The following is a 21,992-nucleotide window of genomic DNA, read 5'->3' as shown; positions in this document are numbered from 1 at the left end:
TAACCACGGAAGGCACGGAAAACACTGAAATTTAGAGCGCAAAGCGCTCAATATATACTTTTGGTGACTGCCGGACTTGATGATCAGTAATCAAACTTTTTCCGTGCTTTTCCGTGGTTCATCCAACGATCTATATTTTATAAAGGGTCAGCGGTTTACGCCCTTCTGCCTCCAGTTCCTGGTTGGCCTGTTCCAGCAACGATTTTGAAGAAATCACGGAAATACCCTTGGCAGCATCATCCCGGAAAAAATACCGGCCTGCCGTTTCCGCAACCTTTTGCTTGTCCATACCCAGCAGGGCATCCTTGAATGCCTTACGGATCTCATCGGATAATTTGGTGATTTGGCGATAAAACGCTTTCATGGCAGAAGGTGCCGGTGTTTCCGGCTTATCAATGTCAGAGCAGACCTGAAGTATGGCTTCTTTTACGTCTGTTTCAGTGAACTGTCCCTGGGTGATAAAATCACAGGCATCTGCGTAAACATCCAGGGTTCGTTTGATATGGGGATCACGATAGGAGCCAAATGAAAAAATACCCTCTTCCATGTTGTACAGGGCAAATCCGCCGTAAGCCCCGCCTTTTTCCCTGATTTCCCGGTGCAGAAACAGGGCGCGCAAAAGCTTGGCAATAACGGACAGGGCCGGTGCGTCTTCATGGGATATACGCACCGCTTTAAAGGATTGTCCCACAAAGGAGACAGTTGTATTGGTCATCCAGCCATCATAGGGCTGCAGGGTATCGGTTTTTATCCGGGGGGTATAAAAGGCCTGACTGCTGCCGTTGGGCAGGTTATCGTAAATATTTTCAATACGCTTATCGGCCTGGACCATGGAGGTAACAGACCCGATAACAGCCGGTTTAAAATTATCTTTCCTCATGACGGCGGCAGCCATGGCAGAAAGGTCTTTCTCCAATTCTGCCAGGGCCTGGGCACCTGTTTTTTCATTATTCACCCTGGCGGTAAGCGCTTTGATCCGGGTGTACTGGGCGATGCCATGCCACAGTTCATCAATGCCGGCAACCGTTGACAGGTGTCTGGCAGACAGGGTGATGGCATACCTGTGTCCGGATCCGACAATGGCGGCTTCAAGACCGGCCTGATATTGTAAAATCAGGCTTTTGAGCCGGTCGTGGTCTTTGAATCCACTGTCATTAATATATTCATCCACCATATCAAAGAGATGGTCAATATTCCGATCCAACGCTTTTCCCTGCAACGCCAGAAAGGAATGGCCGTCACCCGCCTGGTTAAAGTGGGTACCGGAAAAAGGCGCCATGGAAATACCGCCGGTATAAAGGTCCATTCGTTCGGCCATCTGCACATAGGACGATTTTTTTGTGCCGGCATTTGGAAAGGCCCGTGCGAAAAACGGCACCAGAGGAAAAAGATCCGGCGCAATGTTTCCGGCACCTACCGGGCAGGTAAAATAAAGGATGCCCGAAGTGGCCTTGTCAAAAGCGGTGGCGCAGGTAATGCCCTTAATGGTATCAGGATGAACGATTTCAATTTCAGGGGGAACGTCTTCAAGGACCAGGGTAGGCAAAACATCCAGGTTTTCCTCTGTTTCCTGACGTTTTTTCAGGGCTTCTGCATCTTTATTGATCTGCGCCAGTTCTGCGTCACTTAGGGATTTTCGTATTTTCTGAAGTTCAAGGCGTACATTTTCCGCCTGGCGGGTTTCAATATCTTTATCCGGGGCAAGGGTAAAGACCAGTCTGTGGGGATTATCCAAAAAATACCGGCGAATTCGGCCTTCCAGGAAAGGGCCTTTAGCCAGTTCTGCCTGCAGTTTTTCCAAATCATCGTCAATATTGATGGCGGTTACGGGATCACCTTCATGAACAATAACCGACGCAACCCCCACAAGCAGTTTTATGCCGTACGGGTATGGTGTATTGGTGATCTCCTTGCGGGAAAATTCGATCTGGTGGATGGCGGAATCTATTAAATGTTGATCAATTCCTTTACCGACAAGGGTTTCAAGGGTGTTAAAAATTATTTTCTCCACTTCGGGGACTGCAGAGACTTCAATATCTTTCAACCCGCAGACAAACATGGTATCCCGGTTATCCGAATCAAATCCTGTACCATCGCACAGGGCAGAACCCAGGGTGCTGTCAATGAGCGCTTTTCTCAAGGGTGATGCGGAATTTCCAAGGAGAATCTGTTCAAGCACCGCCATCACCAGCACTTCAAAATGATCTGCAATATCAGGCGTCAGCCAGGCCAGGCACCCCTGATATTTAGCGGCGATATTATCCGTATCAGCGTAAGCATATGCCTGGGTCATGGCTTTAGGGGCCTGCCACCGGGGCTGGGAAGGCACCCGGGTGTCCATTTCAAGAAAATCAAACCTGGAGAGTACCTTTTTTTCAATGAAGCTTAAGCTCTCTGCCAGGGGCAAATTTCCATAGGTATAAAAATAACTGTTGGACGGATGATAATACCTTGCGTGAAACGTCTTAAGTTCCTCGTGGGTGAGTTTGGGAATGTCGGCGGGGTCTCCGCCGGAATTATTGGCATAAGTGGTGTCCGGGTAGAGCCCTTTAAGCAGCGCCCGGGACATGACCTGGCCGGGCGAGGACATGGCACCTTTCATTTCATTGTAAACCACCCCTTTATATACCAGTTCCGGTTCACCCTTTTCCCCTGGTTCCAATTCAAGCCGATGGCCTTCCTGCTTGAAGCTTAAATGATCAATCTCCGGAAAAAACGCCGCATCCAGATAAACATCCATCAGGTTATAGTAATCTTTTTTATTCTGGGTGGAAAAGGGATACATGGTCCAATCTGATGCGGTGAATGCGTTCATGAAGGTGGACAGACTTCGTTTGAGCATGGAAAAAAAAGGATCCCGGACCTTGTATTTTTCAGACCCGCACAGCACGGTATGCTCAAGAATATGGGCAACCCCTGTGGAATCCGTGGGCACGGTCCTGAAAAATACCCCAAACGTATTTTCCTTATCTTCATTGGCAATGTGAATGTGGACGGCTTTTGTCTTCTCGTGGACCAGTTGGATAAGATGGGCGTTAATTGCAGGCAGGGGCGATACCTGTTGAATTCTGTAGCCGCAGATGGCCTGCCCGGGTGTAAATGTCTGATTCATATATTTTTAAATTTTTCCCTTAACGATCTTAGGGCATGGCCCTAAATTCTTTTGTAAATTCCACGGCTGATCCGTTCGATCTTGTCTGTTTTATCCAGCCTGAAAATGATATTTCTCAATTTTTTATCGTTAAAACCTGTGGCCGCCTTAATGGTTTTAAAATCAGTGCCTTCCGGATGGTTGTCGATGATATTCAGCACAATGGATGATGCACTCTTTTTCCTTGGTGTCCGGCTTTTATTTTTCTGTTTCTGTTTGGTCGACGGATGATTCTGATAAATGAATTGTTCTAGCTTGTCAAGCCTTTTATGAATATTAGCAATATCTTCTTTCGTTGGAATATCCAGTTGGCGGAGAAGCATTTTAATAAAGTTCTCCCAATTATTGCTGAATTCTGTAGGTTCCATGTATTAATCCTTCCTGAAACTAAATTTTTACCGTGACTTAAGGCCCATAATCAAAATAAACGCTCCCAAAATTCTAAACCATATTTTGGGAGCGTTTATTCCGATCATGGGCCTAAAAAATATCGGTATATCCCGTTCAATGCGTATTTATTATATAGTTATAGTAATTTTTTAAGGGCTGTTTTCTGTCTCAACCCGCTTTTTTAATATGATATTTTAGAAATTACTTCTTACGTCTATCAAAGTCAAGTAGACCACATCTAAATAAGTAAAAAAATATTTGGCAGCAACGTGTTGGGACCATAATTTTTTTTAAAATTTATGGAAATTAATACAAGACTATGATTTACTTAAAAATTTAACTATAACCTGTTTAGAAAATTCAAAGAAAAACTACCGGTGTTTTGGTGATAAACAGCCCAAAAAAGGGAGAACAAGAGCAAAAATGACACATCCTGGGGAGTTATTAAAGAAAAACGGGTTATATGCGGGAAAGGAGTTGGGACAAAATTTTTTGTCCAATCCAGCGACAGCCTGCATGATTGTAGATAGAACCGGGGTTGATAAAGAAACGACCGTACTTGAAATCGGTCCGGGGTTGGGGGCAATCACCCTGCCTTTGGCAAGGGCCTGCAAGCAGGTTGTGGCCGTTGAAAAAGACAGCCGTATAATTCCTCTGCTTGAAAGGGAACTGGCCGATGAAGGAATCTGCAATGTTACGATTATCAATCAGAATATTTTAAAAACAAATATAGCGCAGATCGCAGGAACAGAAAAACTTGTGGTGATTGGTAATCTGCCGTACAATATTTCATCTCAGATCCTGTTTCAGTTGATTACAATCCGCCAGGTTATAACACATGCGTTTTTGATGTTTCAAAAGGAACTGGCCGAACGTCTTCTTTCGCCACCCGGCACCAAAAACTATTCAAGACTTTCTGCTGTGGTTCAGTATGCATCAAAAATCAGCCGGGTGACAGACATCCGTCCCAATAACTTTTTTCCCAGGCCGGAAGTGGACTCCACGGTCTTACGCTTTGATTTTTTTAAAACCAACGGCATGGGAAAAGAAGATGAAATACTGCTATTCAGCGTAATCAAGGCCGCATTTTCCAAACGAAGAAAAACGCTTCACAATGCCATGTCCGGTGGAGAACTGGGTTTAACGAAAAAAATTGTGGGTATTGCCCTTAAAAACGCCGGCATTGACTCTTCACGTCGGGCTGAAACCCTAACTGTACAGGAATTTATAGACCTTTCAAGGGCAGTAGGAAAGCTTATCACTCAAAGAATATGACTAAAAAAGCGCTGATACACTTTCTCCGGTATGTATGTGCTTAACGGCCCGGGCAAAAAGCGGAGCCACAGACAAGGTTTTAAGCTGTGAAAACCGCTTTTTCGAAGGAATATGCACTGTGTTGGTGACGACAATTTCAGATATAAACATTTGACTTAAATTTTCTACGGCCCGGCCGCAAAGCACCGGATGGGTCGCACCAACATAAACCTTGGCCGCACCTGCCCGCTCCAAGGTTTCAACGGTACTCACCAGGGTTCCCCCTGTGGATATTTCATCGTCAAAAATAATGGCATCCAACCCTTTTACATTCCCCACAACCAGCCCTTGCTCAACATTAGAATCGCTGATTCGACGCTTATCAATAATGGCAAGGGAAGTGTCCAGACGTTGGGCAAACCGGCCGGCTCTTTTAGCCCCGCCGGCATCCGTGGCCACCACCACCACCTTTGACAGATCCAGGAGTGCTGCAAAATAATCACAGATTGTGGGCATGGCTGTTAAATGATCCACTGGAATGCTGAAAAATCCGTGTACGGCATCGGCATGCAGATCCATAGTCAGTACCCGGTCAGCCCCGGCTGTTTTTAAAAGATCCGCCACCAGACGGGCAGCAATGGAAATTCTTGGCGCATCTTTTTTATCAGACCGAGCATATGAATAATAGGGAATAACAGCTGTAATCCGTTTGGCAGAAGCACTGCGCAGGGCATCCAGGGTAAGCATCAATTCCATGAGGTGATCACTGACAGGCGTGGTTAAAGACTGGACCACGAATACATCGTCTTCCCTGACACTTTCCTTAATTTGAACAAATAAATTGTCATTTGAAAACCGGGATACTTTCATAGCGCTTAAAGGAATTCCGATATGTTTACAGATTTCCATTGCCAGATTTAAATTGGATCCACCGGAAAATATTTTTAAATCATCTGCCATTTTAGTTTTCCTGAAAGAAATTTTAATTCGCAATTAATATCAGTTTACCAGACAAGAAACAAGAGACTGGAAATTGGGAATGACGGTATATTTTTTATTCCAAAATAAATATTTTAAATATTATTTTAAAAAAATATAATCATAATAATAATCAATGTTAAAATGTTTATAACTAAGTTAATATGATGATATCATTTATTATTTTATTATTTTTTTATGTTAAAAACTTGAATAAAAAAAGTTTAAAAACATCAGGTATTGAAAGGTTATTTTTTAAGTATCTATAAAACAGGTTTTTTAAACACGTTTTTGTCAAAACTGAATATATGCCCTGATCCCCTTTAAATGCGTTGTTTGGGGCCATCTGAAATTTTTTTTTGATAAGTTTTAAAAAATGATGTCAATAACGTTGATAACCTTTATGATTAAATAGGTTTTTTAAAACTAAAAATAAGGAGGTAAAATTATGAAAGGACAATTGAACTGGTTTAAAGGCGGCTTTTTACTGGCAGCCGCATTTCTTCTGGCAGTGGCCTTCGTGAAACCCATCGGGGTGTCCACCCAGTTTGTCATTGCCGACGGTATTGTTTGGAATCTATTTTCCGACACTGTGGTTAAAAAGGATACAGCAAGCAAATCAGGATATACCAGCCCCAATGCCTATTTGAATAAAAGCGGCGGAAAATACGCCAAAAATGTTGCAAAGCCTTTGAACTACAGTTTTGTATTTGTCATTGCCATGCTTATTGGTGCTTTTATATCGGCACAACTGGGCGGACCAAAACCAGCGGCCCAGGACCGTATTGCCCCTGAGCCCTGGCGGAACCGTTTCGGACAAAAACCTGTGCTGCGCTATATAACGGTATTTTTAGCCGGTGTGCTGGTTCTTTTCGGTGCACGTCTGGCCGGCGGGTGCACCAGCGGGCATATGATGAGCGGCATGATGCAGACATCGTTAAGCGGATATCTGTTTGCCCTTGGAACATTTGCCGTTGCCGTTCCCGTAGCTGTTCTTGTTTATAAAAGAAATTAGGAGGTGACCCATGACTATTTTTCTTGCCGTAATACTCGGTATTTTTTTTGGATTTGCTTTACAACGGGTGGGTGCCACCAATCCGGCAAATATTATCAACATGCTGCGGCTGACCGATCTACATTTAATGAAAGCCATCTTTTTTGCCATCGGCCTCAGTTCAACCCTGTTATTTGTACTTATGAACATTGGTGTCATTAATCCGGGACACCTTTCCGTTAAAAGCAGTTACGTTGGTGTGATTATCGGCGGGGCTATTATGGGCGTCGGTTTTGCCGTGGCCGGTTACTGCCCGGGTACGGGCCTGACAGCGATAGCGGACGGGCGTAAAGACGCCTTGTTTTTCCTGGGTGGCGGGCTTTTAGGCGCCCTGATTTATACGTTGGTATACGGCAGCATTCAAAACACCTGGCTGTTTAATAAAATCGCAGGCGGCAAAGTGATGCTGGCCACAGGCTCGGATACATATCAGGCACTTTTACCCGCCATTCCCGGCACCCTGTTGGCGGCCGGTATCGGGATTGCCTTTATGGTTATTGCATGGATTCTGCCTAAAAAAGTATAGGAATTTCCATTTCCCAGCACCCAGCACCCAGCACCTAACAACCCGCCCAAAGGGCGCTAATTGAATATTGAATATTGGGCTCTTGATCACGCTTTCGGCCACATATTGGGTAGGGGCGGATTCCATATCCGCCCCTACAGTTTGGATCAAGCAATGATTAAGCCCAACATCGGCGAATCGTTCAGGAATAGGACTCCTTGGCGGGGAGCTGAATCCACGCCCTGATATCCTCTAAATCCGATGTATTCCAGTCATCTGAAATTCTTCTTTCAATAAATTTTAAAAACAGGGTGTCAATAACGTTAATAACCTTCATGATTAAAAAGGTTTTTTCAATGATTAAACCCTCTATTTCGTCTTCTGATGAAGATGTGTCAATGGTGGGTGTTTTCAAACCGGTGACGTTGAAATTTTCACCTTTGATGGAAAATTTATATTCCTCTTCACCTATCCTGCAGATCAGATTGATATCCGTTACCCATGCCCCTTTTTTAAGGGCTGTGGTTCCTTCTTCAAGCCCTGCCTGGTCACCTTTAATGGTTATTTTTTCCTTTGATTTATCACCAAGATTGTTCTCCAGACTGATGGAATTTCCAATTTCAAAGGTTACCGGATCTTTTGAGCCTGAAAGCGTTGTAATATCCTGGTCTGTTTCAACGAGGTACCAGATCCAGGTTAAAAATTCGTTGCCTAGAAAGCCGTATTTATTATAAGCGGTAGCAATATCCAGCATCATTGCCCCCCTTTCATATTTAACGGCGCCAGCGCCAGCACCCTGTCTTTTTCATCACTTGAAAAACTGCCCTGGGTTTCCACGATTGTATAGGGAAATATCCGGATGGGTTTATGGTCAAAGGATTTGAAAAACAGGGTTTCAAACAGTTCATTGGCCGCCTTCTGGGTGGAAAATAAGAGTACGGTTTTATCTTCATAATCCCATAACACATCATACATATTTGGAATAAATGGGGTTTTATGCATCAAAATATCAATGACCATCTCCTTTATTTCAGCTTTTTCATTTTTTGAAATAAAGGGTCTGCCGCTCTCTTTCTTTTTTTTCTCCATTTCAATGGCCATATGTTTCTGGACCAGTTTGGCCGGGATTGATTTTTTATCAATGCGCAGGGAAAAGGCAAAATAGGTGCCGAATAGAAAAGACGCTGATTCAAAGTCTGGTTTATAGGGGGTTTCAAGGGGGGTCCATCCGGCTGAAATTTCATCGTATTCGCTTTCAATTTCAGGGATGGCGTTTTCAATCAGTCCCCGGCGGACACCTTCTGCAGCACCGTCAGGAAATTCACCGTCAATATAATAACGGCTGATGGCATGGGTCGATGAGATTAATCCCATATTATATATACTCTCCTTAATTTATGTTAAGCGGCTGTTTAGAAACGGCTTAAGTCTCTGTCAACAGACATTGTTGTGTTATGTGAAAATATTAATATCAGGCATTGATCATATATCAGGCCATACGAATTTCCGGTAGGTTGGGTTGAGGAACGAAACCCAACGCCGATAAGTTGTTGGGTTTCACTTCGTTCAACCCAACCTACGCTGTGGCCGATGTTATGACCAAGCCCTAATATCATTATAGGAACAGTTAACACACGAGTCAGGTGCAAGGGGCTTTTATTTTTTGTATAATATAATCTGTAAAAAACGTATTTGACCACAAGGTTAGCTCTTCCCTCTGGATTGCACTTTTAAGAAAAGGCTCGACATCTTTTTTAGCCAAATTAAAGTCAATTTGGTCGGCTTTATCACATAATAATTGATGGAGCATCTCTTCGGACAGCCTTTGACCGGCCTCAAGGTGACCCGTCTGAACCATTTTGTTTTCAAGATAATGCAGATCACAGGGGATTCCTGCCTTGACATACCAGATCAGATCATACCAATCGCGACCTTTGATATTATTTCTTTTTGATCTACATAAAAGTGCATGTGCCTTGCCGCCAAACAAACTGGATAATGACATGGTTCTAATACTGAACGCCACAGGGTTAAGATAATAATTTGTCTGTGTTGTAAATCCAATCGCCGGATTCTGATCAATTTCTAATTTGATCTTTATTGTGGCGTTCTTTTGGGTCTTAAGATCCGCTTTTATTTTCAGTAAATGTATAAGCGTATTGGCTTTTATAAAAGCCGATTTGATTGGACTTTCTTTTTTTCTACTGGTTATTGACACTTCAAAACCCCAGGACTCTAATTCCGTGGTAATAGCATTTAGGTATTTTTTTATATCAAATCCGGGATCGGGTTTAATTAACGAAAAATCCAAATCCTCAGAGAATCTGTCCAGGCCATATAAAATCCGTAAGGCACTCCCGCCGTAAAAAACAGCTTTTTCATAAAATTTAGACCGCCATAAGCCAAGCAGCGCAACTTCCTGTATAATTTCTTTTAATGCATTTTCATGGTCTTGAACTGTATTTAATTGGTACCTGGAAAGCATTTGCTTTATCTTGTCGTCAAACATAGCTATCCTTCAGAAAAGCAGTTAATTGGCTTACGCTTGGTTTGCCATAGACCAAGTTTATCTCTTCAAGCAGGAAATGGTTATAACTTTCAAAAAAACCATCATCTAATCGTAATAATGTAATAAATTCCTTCACATCTTGCCGGGTGTGAAGATGGTGTTGAAAAGCGAACAGGTCGCATAACGCCTTTTCCGGAGATGCAATCAAAATTTTTTTGTCATCCCCTACACTTTCAAGCTTTACTCCGATATTATATGCCTGCTTCTTACAGTACAGGTATGAAAAATTACCAACCGGCGTAGAAAAGAATTTTTTTCTCTTAAAGGTTATACTGATCATCAACTCAACCCTTTCCGGGATCAACCCCCAGTATGAAAGCGCTGTCTGTGATGTAATATAAGAAGGACCATATATCATATTTGCCAGAACATACTTATTGTAGGGCTTGCCATACTCAGCACCTAGAACATAAATTCCTTTTTTCACCCGGATAATATCCTGGGTTTTGATCAGATTTCGAATTTTATCCCTGGGTTTTCGATAGTCTCTTAACGCATATATCAAAAGGTTATAATCGAATTCTGCTGGAAGATGTATTAAATTTTTCACTTTAAAACCAATAGGTCTATTAAATTGGACTTATTGGTTGATATATTGCAGTGTAAAAAGAATATTGTCAAGATATGGTTATAATCCCATAATAGGGGAAGAACAAAAAGCTGAGTTTTGACACCCTATATGTGACGTGTTAAATCTTTGTTAAAAATACGGATAAAAAACTATGCAAAATGAATAAGTTATTTTCTTTTTTCCTTTTTTTAATATTGATTCCAGATTGTACTGCCTTTTTTGTTGTTATAAACTATAGCTTTATCTCCTTTATTTATTTATGGAAACAACATGAAAAGAGAAACTATTCTGTTTCCCAAAAAACCACACAGTCTTTTAACCTTAATCACCGGGTCGGTGGTTATCACGATAAGCCTATTACTGTTTCCGGGTGCCTGGTTCATCCAAAAATCATTTGAAAATCAGCTCGAAATCGAAAAGCTGAAGGAACTCAATCAAATCAACTTATCTTGGACATCAGACCTTGACCGCTGGTTAGCCGATGCCAAGCACAGCATTCTCCGTTTTTCAACGCTGGTGTCAAACCTGCCGGAATCAGATACCCCTGACAATGTTGCCTTGTTTGATAGCCTTGTTGCACCGGGTGCGGATGAGTCGTTCAGGTCGAACCGCGCATCATTTTCTCCCGCAAGCGAGGCCGGCATCTGGATTCCTAACGGGGCATCCCTAACCCCCGGGACCAAAAGTTTTTTTGTTGAGGCAAAAAAGGTGACTCAACATTTCGGACAGGGCGCATTAAGCAACTTTGAAAATATCTGGATACTCCCTAAACAGGGGGGAATCATAATATTTTGGCCAAACGAACCTGAATTTATTTACGAAGCAACTAATGACCTGGATTACACCGCTTCCCAATGGGTGACCCTGACCCGGCCGGACAGGAATCCAAAAGGCCTCCCTCAATTGACAAAAGTATCCTATGACCCTGCCACCGGTGCCTGGATGGTCAGTATTGTTGCCCCGTATTACCGGCAGGGAAAATGGGCGGGCGCTGTTGGGCACGATTTCCCCATATCAAAACTGGCAAGACAGATGAAGGGGGTAAAACTGCATCACGAAGCCGCCCAGTTATTGATCAGGCATGATGGGACGCTTTTACTGTCAGATCAATTTTCAGAAAAGATAGAGGCATCCAATGGTCATTTTCAGATAGAAGATACCCATGATGACGCCTTAAAAAAAATTTTTGACGCCAATATAAACACTTCTCCCCTGACATTTCCCGATAATATTGTCCGTGACGGACATCGGATTTTCATGCTCCATCACATTAACGAAGCGGACGGTTTATTTATTACCATCACCCCTGAAGACGCTCTTTTAACGCTTGCAAAAAAATCCTACCGGGCAATATGGATGTTGGGTGGCTTGGCGCTGTTTCTGCTTACTTTAATTCCGGTTGTCGTTATCTGCCGCATGGTGCTCCCGCCTGTCAATCGGCTTGTCTCGGGCATAAAAAAGGTAAGCCGGGGAAACCTGGAGTACCGGTTTGTCCAGTCCGGTTCAAAAGAATTCTGTTATATCTCAGAGGCCTTGGATAAAATGGTCCAGGGCATCTTATCTTCAAAAAAGGAGGACAAACAAAAGGAAGCGTCCTTAAAGAAGATAAAAAATGTCATTGATTTTGAACGCAAGAAACTGAAATCTATTTTCGAAGCAATGAACGACATCATTTTGATTTGTGACACCTCTGGACGCCTTATAGAGACGGCATCCTCAAAATCAAAATTTTTTTACCGCCCCCCGGATGAAATCATCGGAAAGCATTTAGATGACATATTTACACCTGAAAAAGCGACATTTTTCATGGATGCAATCACAACGTCTGTTTCCCGGAAGGCGCCGGTGAAAATAGATTATGAACTGACAATCGACGGACACCCCCTCTGGTTTTCGGCCAGCATATCGCCGATGCCGCCGGATCAGGTTGTCTGCGTGATCCGGGACATTACCAATAGAAAAAAGACAGAAGAACAACTGCGGCAATCCGAAGAAAAATTTTCAAAAATTTTTTCAATGACCCCGTCCATTGTTACCATTACCCGTTTGGAAGACGGTTGCTTTATTGAAGCCAACAAAGGCTTTGAAGATGTAACAGGATGGAAAAGGGACGAGGTTATCGGACGAACCTCTACCGAAATCGGTTTCTGGGGATCACCAACTTCCCGGCCGGACATGGTCGCATCCTTGAAAGCCGGTAACGACCTGTTTAATAAAGACGTAAGTTTCAGGCGTAAGGACGGCAGTCTGCGGATGGGGCTCTATTCAGCCCGACTCATACACCTGTCAGGGGTGGTATTGATTTTGTCCGTTGTCCAGGACATTACGGAAATCAAAAAAATGGAAGACGATCAACAAAAATTGCAAAACCAGCTCTTTCAAGCGCAGAAAATGGAAGCTATCGGGGTGCTGGCCGGTGGCATTGCCCATGATTTCAACAATATTCTTTCAGCGCTGTTTGGGTTTACCGAGCTTGCCAAAATGGAAGCAGGTGATAATGAACTTATGAAAAAATATCTGGATTCAGTGTCTACAGCCGGTCTGAGGGCAAGGGATCTTGTGGGTCATATCCTTACGTTCAGCAGAAAATCCGATGTCAAAAGGCAAGAAATATTTATCGACCCGATCATCAAGGAGACCTTGAAATTCATCCAGGCATCTTTGCCGTCCAATATCCGGATTCACCAGGACTTGAGGGTGAAACATGCCAGGATCATGGGAGATGCGATCCAAATCCATCAGGTTTTAATGAACCTGTTCACCAATGCGGGTCACGCCATGAAAAACAAGGGCGGAAAGCTTGAGGTGGTGCTTGACATGATCGCCATCGACCAGACCGACACCAGGCAATTTAATAAGATTAAACCGGGACTGTATTACTGCCTGATGATTTCCGATACCGGCTGCGGCATTCCACAAGCCATTATTGACCGGATATTTGAACCGTTTTTTACCACAAAAAACAGGGAAGAAGGTACCGGTATGGGGCTTTCCACTGTTTTCGGCATACTTAAAGAAATGGCGGGCGGTATTTCCGTATATAGTGAGGAAGGGATCGGTACCACCTTTAAGCTGTTCATACCGGCCCATGCGCAGAGCAGCGGCCTGGACACAACGCCTTTGGAAAGTAAACCGATATCCGGAGAGGGTAACATCCTGATCGTGGATGATGAGGAACCCATCGTACAGAGCAGTCAGGCGATCTTATCCAGTCTTGGATATTCGGTTACCGGCACCACCAGCAGCCGGGAGGCGCTGGAAGAGATTGAAAAAAAACCAAAATTTTATGATCTGGTTTTAACAGATATGACGATGCCTGAAATGGACGGCCTTACACTCGCCCGCCGGATCAAAGCAATCAGCCCTGAAATCCCCATTGTCCTGTGCACGGGCTTCAGTCATGTATTGACAAAAGAGATGTGCCGATCCGTCGGCATCTGTGATCTGATCATGAAACCCATGATTGCCGGTGAACTATCCAAAGCCGTAAATAGCGCCTTGAACAAGAGGCCTGGAAAGGAAACCCATGATGCGCGTTCTGATCATTGATGATGACCCGGAGATCTGTCTGTTTTTTGAAACCATTTTTGAAAAAACAGGGTGTGAAACCGTCACGGCCAAAAGAATCAATGAAGCCAAAAAGCTGAGCACCAGCAGCAATTATGACATTGTTCTGCTTGATCTTGAACTGCCTGACGGAAACGGGCTTGACATTATGCCGGACCTGGTGAATTTACCGTCTTCCCCGGAAATCATTATCATTACCGGCACCGGAGATGCCAGGGGTGCTGAAATCGCATTTAAAAACGGGGCATGGGATTTTGTACAAAAACCCTTTTGCTATGACGACGTCTATCTTCCGATTCAACGGGCGCTGCATTATCGAAAGGAAAAAATTGCGTCCCAGCAGTTTATTTCCTTGAAACGGGCCAAGATAATCGGAGAGTCCCCTGTTCTTCGGCAATGTCTGGATGAAGTGGGGAAGGCGGCCTCAACCGACGCCGGTGTCCTGATAACCGGAGAAACCGGTACAGGCAAGGAATTGTTTGCAAGAGCCGTACATGAAAACAGCAAAAGAGCAGACCGGCCTTTTGTGGCGGTTGATTGTGGTGCACTCACAGAGAGCCTTATTGAAAGCACCTTGTTCGGGCATGAAAAAGGCGCCTTCACAGGAGCCGCATCAAAACAGACAGGCCTTATTTTAGAGGCAGATGGCGGAACATTGATGCTGGATGAAATTGGAGATATGCCGTTATCCGTTCAAAAAAAACTGCTGCGGACGCTCCAGGAAAAAACAGTGCGCTCTGTTGGGGGAAATAAAGAGATTCATGTTGATATCCGGCTGATTTCCGCCACAAACCTTGATCTGGAAAAAATGGTGAAAAACAATCAGTTCAGGGAAGACCTTTTTTATCGGATACATGCCATGAGAATCAATTTACCCCCTTTGCGAGAGCGGGGGACGGATATTGATGACATTATCATCAAAAAAATTCATGAACTGTCTGTCCATTATAACGTTCGCGCAAAAGGGATTTCCAATGAATTTTTTGAAACACTTCGGCAAAACCCATGGCCGGGTAATGTTCGGCAACTCATTAATGTGCTGGAATACGCCCTGGCATCTGCCGGCAGTGATCCGACACTGGTGCCTAAGCATCTTCCCCCGGAGTACAGGCTGGTCGGGATTGATTTTGACATGCCCGAAGAGAACGATACGACCCAAATGATTGACGACGTCTTAAACGTTAATGGCGATTTCCCGCGGCTGAATGTCTTCAGACAGACTTTGGAAAAAAAATATCTGGAAAAACTGCTTGAAAAAGCCGACGGCAACCGTAAAACCGCATCCAGCTTATCAGGTATTTCCCAGTCTCGACTCTATACCCTGCTGGGCAAATATAACCTCCCCGGCTTTGGTTCCCAATAAAGAGCCCCTTTTCTCAATTTTTTTTTAATTCTGTTCCTCTATTCCGGAAAACTGGAATTGCATCATTTTAAAATACAGGAATATCCGTTTTTTTGCCCGTATCAATAATTGCAAATTATTTAGATAACTACCTATTATTATAAATAATATTTTTCATTCTGTTTATTGGTATGCTTTCTGCATTTAACGCCATGAAATATATAATTTTTACTCCAATAATTTTGCATCGGAATGAGGATATGACCAACCATGAAGGATATTATATTCTGTTCAAGTCCGTCCGAATTGAGCACGGCCGTTATCCTGGTTGCGGCGGGAATTTTCCTGATACTGCTGCTCCTGGGACTGGTTGCCATCTCCTTTTTTTTAAAACGCCGGTTAAATGAAAAAATAATCCGTCTGGATCAAAGCATGCAGCGCGTCGTCCAGAGCGAAGCCAGATTCCAGGCGCTTTTTGATTTATTACCTTTTTCCTGCACACTGAATGACATGAGCGGACGGATTATTCTGGCCAATGACTATTTTTGCAACACTGCCCAAAAACCGCTGGAGGAAATTATCGGTTCTACCATGGAAGCGTTGGGCAGAACCGTGGATCCTGAGGCAAAAAAAAGAATCGAAGCCGACATAAAAAAGAACGGTTCTGTTAGTAATGTTGAAATCGATGTCGTGCAAAACGGCAACACTTACCACATTTTATTTTCAAGCTGCTTGATTGACTGGAAAAATGAAAAGGCCATACTCTCCTCTACGGTCGATATTACAAAGCGGAAACGTGCCGAAGAAGCCGTGAAACAAGGTGAGGAAAATCTTCGTGTCACCTTGAATTCCATTGGCGATGCGGTGATTGTCACCGATATTAACGGACGGATTACGATCATGAACCCTGTGGCCCAGCAGTTGACGGGATGGAATGAAAAAGAGGCGGCTGAACAGCCGTTTAAAACCGTTTTTAACATTGTCAATTCAAAGAGCCGTGATCCTGTTGAAAGTCCGGTACAAAAAGTGCTTTCAACAGGTAAAGTCGTCGGCCTTGCCAACCACACCATGCTGCTGGCCCGGGATGGGTCTGAATACCACATTGCGGACTCCGGTTCCCCCATCCGCAATGATCATGGTGAGATCAAAGGTGTGGTGCTGGTCTTCAGGGATGTAACCGAGGCGTATAAAATGGCGGCGCGGCTGCGGCAGGCAGAGAAGATGGAGGCCATCGGCATACTGGCCGGAGGGATTGCCCATGATTTCAACAATATTTTATCCTCGCTTCTGGGATTTACCCAGCTTGCCAAAATGGAAGCAGGCGATAATGAAACCCTGAAAAAATATCTGGATTCCGTGTCTACATCCGGTCTGAGAGCAAGGGATCTTGTCAGCCACATTCTTACGTTCAGCAGAAAATCCGATGTCAAAAGGCAAAAAATATTAATTGATCCGATCATCAAGGAGACCTTGAAATTCATCCGGGCATCCTTGCCGTCCAATATCCGGATTCACCAGGACCTGAGGGTGAAACGTGCCAGGGTAATGGGAGATACGACCCAAATCCATCAGGTTTTGATGAATCTGTTTGCCAATGCGGGTTACGCCATGAAAAACAAGGGCGGGAAGCTTGAGGTGGTGCTTGACATGATCGCCATCGACCGGACCGACACCATGCAATTTAATAAGATCAAACCGGGACTGTATTACAGCCTGATGATTTCCGATACCGGCTGCGGCATTCCACAAGCCATTATTGACCGGATATTTGAACCGTTTTTTACCACAAAAAACAGGGGCGAAGGCACAGGTATGGGACTTCCCACTGTTTTCGGCATACTTAAAGAAATGGCGGGCGGTATTTCCGTATATAGTGAGGAAGGGATCGGCACCACCTTCAAAGTGCTCATACCGGCTCATGCGCAGAGCGGCCGGTTGGACACACCACCTTTGGAAAGTAAAATGATATCCGGCGAAGGGAACATCCTGATCGTTGATGATGAGGAGCCCATCGTACAAAGCAGTCAAGGGATTTTAACCAGTCTTGGATATTCGGTTACCGGCACCACCAGCAGCCGGGAGGTGCTGGAAGAGATTGAAAAAAAACCAAAATTTTATGATCTGGTTTTAACAGATATGACGATGCCTGAAATGGACGGCCTTACACTCGCCCGCCGGATCAAAGCAATCAGCCCTGAAATCCCCATTGTCCTGTGTACGGGCTTCAGTGAAGGATTGACAAAAGAGATGTGCCGATCCGTCGGCATCTGTGATCTGATCATGAAACCCATGATTGCCGGCGAATTATCCAACGCCGTAAATAGCGCCTTGAACAAGAGGCCTGGAAAGCAAACAAATTAAATAAAGGAAATATCATGAAAAAACTGGCATCCTTCATAACTACTTTACACTTTTTGAAGCCAAACCCCGGTTTTCAAGACCCTTTCCAAAAAAGTGTAAAGTACTTTTATGGGGATATGAAGGATGCCAAAAAACTTACTTTAAAATGGAAACTTATTGTCAGCGGTATCCTTATCGCCCTGATTCCCTTATCTGTTGTGGGAATTTTCGCCATTGTCAAATCTTCCCAGGCCATCCGTGAACTGGCGGAAAATCGAAGCCTGATGGCGGCTCAAAATTTTTCCACCATGGCAGACAATTATGTGAAACAGGAAATCAAACTGGCCCAAAGCATGGCCGCAGCCCCCGTTATTACCGACGCCATGGCAAATGCAGCGCTGGGGCGGATGGATGCCCTAACAGCCTTGGATAACTATTTATTCTTACAATTTCAAAAAATAGGCAACGGGTATGATATGTTTTTTATCACCGATTCAAAGGGTGTACTCATATCCGATACAGATCATGGTAATTCGAGAATAAAGAAAGTATCCTTTTCAGACCGGGACTATTTTCAAGAAGCCCGGTCCGAGAAAATCTCTATCGGCACTCCCGTGCTGTCCAAAATTACTGGGAACCCTGTCTTTGTTGTTGCCGTGCCCCTTAAAACCGATTCCGACAAATTTGCCGGGATTTTTGCCCTGGTGGTTCAGCTGAGCGCCTTGTCCGATGAAATAACCCGGACCCAAATCGGTAAAACAGGATATCCGACCTTAGTGGATAACGCCGGCAATGCCATTGCCCACCCGAACAAGGATTTGATTTTAAAGGTCAATATCGGTGTTCTTGAGGGGATGGAAACGGTTTCAAAGCGGGTGCTGAACAAAGAAAGCGGTGTGGAAAAATACCAGTTTAAGGGAACTAAGAAAATAGCTGGATTCGCCCATGCAGGTATCACTGAGTGGTCTATTCTCGTGACCCAGAACGAGGCGGAGTTTATGGCATCGGTTTATATGATCCGCAATATGGTCCTTGCAGCCGCAGGCTTGTTTCTGGTACTCACCGTCATCGGGGTACTCTTCTTTGTCAGAGGCGTGATGGCCCAGCTTGGACACGATCCGGCAGAGATTGTAAGGATTACCGACAGCATTGCCAAAGGGGATCTGACAGTACGGTTCAACACGGGCGGGAAAAAAATTACAGGGGTGTATGAGAACATGAAAAACATGACCCAAAATTTAACCCGGATGTTCAAGGATATCTCGGAAGGGATCCACACGCTGAGTTCCTCTTCCACGGAGTTGTCCGCCATTTCCCAGCAGATGGCGTCAGGCTCTGAGCAGACATCGGAAAAAGCCGGCAATGTATCTGCTGCCGCCGAGGAGATGTCCACCAGTATGAACAGCGTGGCCACAGCAACCGAGCAGACCGCAACCAATCTGCAGATGATCGTGGCTGCCGCAGAAGAAATGTCCGCCACCATCAATGAAATTGCCGAGAATATCGCAACAGGAAACCAGACCACGTCACAGGCGGTTCATAAAGCCGAAGAGATTTCCAAAAAGGTCTCTGAACTTGGCCGGGCTGCCGCAGATATCAGCAAAGTGACAGAGACCATTACAGACATATCCGAGCAGACCAATCTGCTGGCCCTGAACGCGACCATAGAAGCGGCAAGGGCGGGACAAGCCGGAAAAGGGTTCGCCGTGGTTGCAGGAGAGATCAAAGCCCTGGCCCTGCAGACAGCGGAAGCCACCAAAGAGATCAATTCCAGAATCGGCAATGTTCAGACCGCTACCGGGGAATCTGTTTCAGCCATCCAGGAAATCGTAACGATTATTAATGAAATCAATAAAATTGTCACATCGGTCGCAGCCGCCATTGAAGAGCAGTCCGCCACCACCCAGGAAATTTCAACCAATGTCAGCCAGGCGGCGGAAGGCGTTCAGGAAGTCAACCAGAATGTCAATCAGGTATCGACCGTTGCAGGTGAAGTAACTCAGGATATTCATGGGGTCAATCAGTCGGCCGAAGAGATCAGGGGCGGAAGTATCCATGTGAATAACAGTGCGTCTGAGCTGTCAAAACTGGCTGAAAGTCTGAACGAAATGGTCAACCGGTTTAAATTGGAATAACGGGTGAAATTTTTCCTTGAGCATACAATAGGCTCTTAAATAACTTGCCCCTTTTTATATCTCCGGGAGCGCGGGCGTCCCGCCCGCAGTAACGATGCAGGCGGGACGCCTGCGCTCCCGGGTTAAGTTATTTCGGTCTCATTCCTTACTGGTCACCGGATCCATGGTCACCACTTTTGTTTAATATGATCAATACAATTACAATAAATATGATTTTTGTCTTATACAATCAATATAAAATGGGATCGGACCAAAGAAAATAATACAACCCATTGTTAATAAAAAGTATTCCAGATGCAATAGGATTTGTTATTCAGAAATGTTGGACAAAATTGCCAAAACGGTTTGTAATGCATATAACAAAGGCATATTAAAAACTGAATCAAAAGGCAGACACCATGATAAAAATACCTTATGCCGTAGGAAGTTATGAAGAAATACAGGAACAAGGGTATTACTATGTCGATAAAACCCGGTATATCGCAGCGCTTGAGCAATGGAAAGTGCCGGTCTTCTTAAGACCACGCAGATTCGGCAAAAGTCTTTGGTGTTCCACGCTTGAATGTTTCTATGACATTAACCGCAAAGATAAATTTGACGCGTTATTTGGCAATACCTGGATAGGAAAGAATCCAACGCCGTTAAAAAACAGTTTTATGGTACTGCGACTGAATTTCAGCGTAGTCTCGGTAAAACCGGATATGGTCTGTATCGAAGACAGTTTTAATTTTACCCAGTCCGCCCGGATAAAAACCTTTGTATCCTATTATAAAAATTTATTCGGCAAATTCCCTGATATCTCTGATCGCTCCATTGCGGATCAATTGCAGTTTATAATTGAACAGGTCACAAATAATACCCTTCCACCCCTCTATATTATCATAGATGAGTACGACAACTTCTCCAATCAGTTGATCACCTCCCGCAACGATGACCTTTATAAAGCATTGACGTCAGGTGATTCTTTTTTACGGTCATTTTTCAAGGTCATAAAATCAGGCGTTGAACAGCAAAGTATCGGCAAGGTATTTATTACAGGGGTGCTGCCGATTACCATTGATGACCTGACTTCCAGGTTCAATATTGCACAAATTGTTACCCTGCAGAAAAAGCTTGTAAACATGATGGGATTTACCCACCGGGAAACAAGTCAGTATCTTGCCAGGGTGTTTGAATCCCTGGACAATGATCCTGAACAAATACCTCAAATACAGGAGATCATGAACAACCACTATGATGGTTACCGTTTCCTGCCGGAAGCAGAAGAGACCCTGTATAATTCCGCCATTGTGACCTATTTTTTTAAACACCTGGTGATCAATGATGGAGAAATCCCAAGAGAACTTATCGACGACAACCTGAAAACCGATGTCTCCTGGATTGAACGTCTTACCACAGTAAGGGAAAACACCGACGCCATGATGGATGCCCTGGTTTTTGACAACCAGCTGGAATATGACCTCAAGCAGCTTGTTTCCAAATTCAATATGCGCCGGTTTTTTGAAAAAGATTATTATCCCGTCTCTCTTTTTTATCTTGGCATGGTCACCTGCAAGGATGATTTTACCATGTGCCTTCCAAACAACACCTTAAGGGAAATTTTTGTTGATTATTATAACGAACTCAACGATTACGAGGTTTCAAAAGGATACACTGACTATTTTCGTCAATATCTTGCAAATCAGGATATGGAAACGCTGTTTGCAGGTTTTTATGAAACCTATTTAGGCCAGTTCCCGGCCCAGGCCTGGGATAAAATTAATGAAAATTTTATCAGATGCACATTTTATGAGCTTTGCACCCGTTATCTGTCACGCTATTTTACCCTTTCCATGGAAGTCAACTACCCGTCAGGTAGAAGCGACTGGGAAATGACCGGCAAATACCACACCAAGTACAAGAACACCAGAACTATCATTGAGTTCAAATACGCCCCATCAAAAGCGGCCAGCCATATATTATCCCTTGAAGCCCCCCTTGAAGCCGACACAAACCAGGTGTTGGGGTATAAAAATGATGCCCTGAAAAAATTTGCCCATTTTACCATTAACGCCTGCGTCATCTATGTAGCAGGAAATAAAGGATTTCGGTATTTTAAGGCGGATTGATTAGAAGTGATGCAGGTCGGACCAAACT

General features: G+C 44.1%; 15 protein-coding genes. 8 read left to right on the top strand and 7 right to left on the bottom strand.

The genetic code is table 11. The features are described from left to right. Positions 1-130 precede the first annotated feature (130 nt). Positions 131-3,112: an insulinase family protein gene (locus HXW94_RS01380; RefSeq protein ID WP_178365112.1), complete on the bottom strand. Its 2,982-nt coding sequence runs from the start codon at positions 3,110-3,112 to the stop codon at positions 131-133. A gap of 41 nt (positions 3,113-3,153) precedes the next feature. Further along, positions 3,154-3,519 (bottom strand): hypothetical protein, encoded by a 366-nt coding sequence (locus HXW94_RS01375; protein ID WP_178365111.1) that lies wholly within the window; start codon positions 3,517-3,519, stop codon positions 3,154-3,156. 445 nt (positions 3,520-3,964) lie between these two features. Between HXW94_RS01375 and rsmA the strand changes: the two genes are divergently transcribed. Further along, the gene (gene rsmA / locus HXW94_RS01370) at positions 3,965-4,816 is read left to right on the top strand and encodes a 16S rRNA (adenine(1518)-N(6)/adenine(1519)-N(6))-dimethyltransferase RsmA (protein ID WP_178365110.1); all 852 of its coding nucleotides are present in this window, start codon (positions 3,965-3,967) and stop codon (positions 4,814-4,816) included. Here the strand turns inward: rsmA and HXW94_RS01365 are convergent, their stop codons facing one another. Further along, the gene (locus tag HXW94_RS01365) at positions 4,817-5,755 is read right to left on the bottom strand and encodes a ribose-phosphate diphosphokinase (protein WP_178365109.1); all 939 of its coding nucleotides are present in this window, start codon (positions 5,753-5,755) and stop codon (positions 4,817-4,819) included. Between the two features lie 466 nt (positions 5,756-6,221). Here HXW94_RS01365 and HXW94_RS01360 point away from each other — a divergent pair, with 466 nt between their 5' ends. Continuing rightward, complete coding sequence (locus HXW94_RS01360) at positions 6,222-6,788, top strand: YeeE/YedE thiosulfate transporter family protein (RefSeq protein ID WP_178365108.1); 567 nt, start codon at positions 6,222-6,224, stop codon at positions 6,786-6,788. 10 nt (positions 6,789-6,798) lie between these two features. Continuing rightward, the gene (locus HXW94_RS01355; RefSeq protein ID WP_178365107.1) at positions 6,799-7,353 is read left to right on the top strand and encodes a DUF6691 family protein; all 555 of its coding nucleotides are present in this window, start codon (positions 6,799-6,801) and stop codon (positions 7,351-7,353) included. A 181-nt stretch (positions 7,354-7,534) separates the two neighbouring features. Here the strand turns inward: HXW94_RS01355 and HXW94_RS01350 are convergent, their stop codons facing one another. The 4 genes from HXW94_RS01350 to HXW94_RS01335 form a co-directional block, all read right to left on the bottom strand. Continuing rightward, on the bottom strand, positions 7,535-8,089 hold the full coding sequence (locus HXW94_RS01350) for a hypothetical protein (RefSeq protein ID WP_343054531.1): 555 nt from the start codon (positions 8,087-8,089) through the stop codon (positions 7,535-7,537). Then, the gene (gene rdgC / locus HXW94_RS01345) at positions 8,086-8,706 is read right to left on the bottom strand and encodes a recombination-associated protein RdgC (protein WP_178365106.1); all 621 of its coding nucleotides are present in this window, start codon (positions 8,704-8,706) and stop codon (positions 8,086-8,088) included. Before rdgC ends, HXW94_RS01350 begins: the two co-directional genes overlap by 4 nt. A gap of 265 nt (positions 8,707-8,971) precedes the next feature. After that, entirely contained in the window at positions 8,972-9,841 is an 870-nt protein-coding gene (locus HXW94_RS01340) for a nucleotidyl transferase AbiEii/AbiGii toxin family protein (RefSeq protein WP_178365105.1), read from the bottom strand. After that, complete coding sequence (locus HXW94_RS01335; RefSeq protein WP_178365104.1) at positions 9,834-10,328, bottom strand: hypothetical protein; 495 nt, start codon at positions 10,326-10,328, stop codon at positions 9,834-9,836. The genes HXW94_RS01340 and HXW94_RS01335 overlap by 8 nt, the downstream gene beginning before the upstream one ends. A 414-nt stretch (positions 10,329-10,742) precedes the next feature. Here HXW94_RS01335 and HXW94_RS01330 point away from each other — a divergent pair, with 414 nt between their 5' ends. The 5 genes from HXW94_RS01330 (at position 10,743) to HXW94_RS01310 (ending at position 21,964) form a co-directional block, all read left to right on the top strand. Continuing rightward, entirely contained in the window at positions 10,743-14,021 is a 3,279-nt protein-coding gene (locus HXW94_RS01330; RefSeq protein ID WP_178365103.1) for a PAS domain S-box protein, read from the top strand. Further along, on the top strand, positions 13,999-15,402 hold the full coding sequence (locus tag HXW94_RS01325) for a sigma-54-dependent transcriptional regulator (protein WP_178365102.1): 1,404 nt from the start codon (positions 13,999-14,001) through the stop codon (positions 15,400-15,402). The genes HXW94_RS01330 and HXW94_RS01325 overlap by 23 nt, the downstream gene beginning before the upstream one ends. 249 nt (positions 15,403-15,651) lie before the next feature. After that, the gene (locus tag HXW94_RS01320) at positions 15,652-17,742 is read left to right on the top strand and encodes a hybrid sensor histidine kinase/response regulator (protein ID WP_178365101.1); all 2,091 of its coding nucleotides are present in this window, start codon (positions 15,652-15,654) and stop codon (positions 17,740-17,742) included. A gap of 116 nt (positions 17,743-17,858) precedes the next feature. Next, entirely contained in the window at positions 17,859-19,856 is a 1,998-nt protein-coding gene (locus HXW94_RS01315; protein ID WP_178365100.1) for a methyl-accepting chemotaxis protein, read from the top strand. Between the two features lie 398 nt (positions 19,857-20,254). Continuing rightward, positions 20,255-21,964, top strand: coding sequence for an AAA family ATPase (locus tag HXW94_RS01310; protein ID WP_178365099.1), 1,710 nt, complete (start codon positions 20,255-20,257; stop codon positions 21,962-21,964). Positions 21,965-21,992: the final 28 nt, after the last annotated feature.

This window comes from Desulfobacter latus, assembly GCF_013389365.1.
Lineage (GTDB): Bacteria > Desulfobacterota > Desulfobacteria > Desulfobacterales > Desulfobacteraceae > Desulfobacter > Desulfobacter latus.
This window is presented reverse-complemented; position numbering and strand designations above follow the sequence as displayed.

Excerpts from the sequence above, each read along its gene's own strand:
- HXW94_RS01380 (WP_178365112.1), bottom strand. The coding sequence starts at position 3,112 with ATGAATCAGACATTTACACCCGGGCAGGCCATCTGCGGCTACAGAATT.
- HXW94_RS01375 (WP_178365111.1), bottom strand. The coding sequence starts at position 3,519 with ATGGAACCTACAGAATTCAGCAATAATTGGGAGAACTTTATTAAAATG.
- rsmA (WP_178365110.1), top strand. The coding sequence starts at position 3,965 with ATGACACATCCTGGGGAGTTATTAAAGAAAAACGGGTTATATGCGGGA.
- HXW94_RS01365 (WP_178365109.1), bottom strand. The coding sequence starts at position 5,755 with ATGGCAGATGATTTAAAAATATTTTCCGGTGGATCCAATTTAAATCTG.
- HXW94_RS01360 (WP_178365108.1), top strand. The coding sequence starts at position 6,222 with ATGAAAGGACAATTGAACTGGTTTAAAGGCGGCTTTTTACTGGCAGCC.
- HXW94_RS01355 (WP_178365107.1), top strand. The coding sequence starts at position 6,799 with ATGACTATTTTTCTTGCCGTAATACTCGGTATTTTTTTTGGATTTGCT.
- HXW94_RS01350 (WP_343054531.1), bottom strand. The coding sequence starts at position 8,089 with ATGATGCTGGATATTGCTACCGCTTATAATAAATACGGCTTTCTAGGC.
- rdgC (WP_178365106.1), bottom strand. The coding sequence starts at position 8,706 with ATGGGATTAATCTCATCGACCCATGCCATCAGCCGTTATTATATTGAC.
- HXW94_RS01340 (WP_178365105.1), bottom strand. The coding sequence starts at position 9,841 with ATGTTTGACGACAAGATAAAGCAAATGCTTTCCAGGTACCAATTAAAT.
- HXW94_RS01330 (WP_178365103.1), top strand. The coding sequence starts at position 10,743 with ATGAAAAGAGAAACTATTCTGTTTCCCAAAAAACCACACAGTCTTTTA.
- HXW94_RS01325 (WP_178365102.1), top strand. The coding sequence starts at position 13,999 with ATGATGCGCGTTCTGATCATTGATGATGACCCGGAGATCTGTCTGTTT.
- HXW94_RS01320 (WP_178365101.1), top strand. The coding sequence starts at position 15,652 with ATGAAGGATATTATATTCTGTTCAAGTCCGTCCGAATTGAGCACGGCC.
- HXW94_RS01315 (WP_178365100.1), top strand. The coding sequence starts at position 17,859 with ATGAAGGATGCCAAAAAACTTACTTTAAAATGGAAACTTATTGTCAGC.
- HXW94_RS01310 (WP_178365099.1), top strand. The coding sequence starts at position 20,255 with ATGATAAAAATACCTTATGCCGTAGGAAGTTATGAAGAAATACAGGAA.